Genomic DNA, 728 nt, shown 5'->3' with positions numbered 1-728 from the left:
CGCCCTGATCGCCGCCCACACCGACCACCAGGCCGTGTGCCGGAACCAGGGCGAAGGGAGGACGGCCGCATGACCGGCACCGAGGAACTGCCCTCGCCGTCCAACCCGCTCGCCGTCGCCCGGCGGCTCGTGCCCGACTGGCACACCGAGGACGGACACCTGAAGCTCCGGCGCTGGCGCGGGTCGTGGATGTGGTGGACCGGAACCTGCTGGCGGGAGTTCGACGAGCAGCAGATGCGCGNNCGCCCTCGGAGCCATCACCCTCCTGCCCACCGACACTGACGCCCCGTCCTGGATCGACCACGAGCGCGGCAAGCACGACACGAGCCCGATCGTCGCCTGCCAGAACGGCCTGCTGCGCATCCGGGACCGCAAGCTGCTGCCCCACGGTCCGGGGTTCTTCAACATCGTGTCCGTCCCGTACGACTACGACCCCGTCGCGACCGCCCCCTCCTGGGAAGCGTTCCTCAACGGGATCTGGCCCGACGACCCCGACTCCATCGCCGCCCTTCAGGAGTGGTTCGGCTACGTCCTGTCCGGCCGGACCGACCAGCAGAAGATCCTCCTCATGAAGGGCCCGTCCCGCTCCGGCAAGGGCACCATCGCCCGCGTCCTGAAGGAACTGGTCGGCAAGGAGAACCTCGCCGGGCCCACGCTCGCCGGGCTCGGCTCCAACTTCGGGCTCTCCACCCTGCTCGGCAAGCCGCTCGCCGTCATCTCCGACGCCC

Annotated in this window: 1 pseudogene; it reads left to right on the top strand. The window is 70.5% G+C overall.

Going from position 1 to position 728, the window contains the following annotated elements:
• Window positions 1–256: 256 nt before the first annotated feature.
• Window positions 257–728, top strand: a pseudogene (locus tag CCN56_RS45390) (NTP-binding protein); the annotation flags it as partial.

The sequence above is a fragment of the Streptomyces sp. NRRL B-24572 genome (genome assembly GCF_002156145.1).
Classification (GTDB): Bacteria; Actinomycetota; Actinomycetes; order Streptomycetales; family Streptomycetaceae; genus Streptomyces; species Streptomyces vietnamensis.
This window is presented reverse-complemented; position numbering and strand designations above follow the sequence as displayed.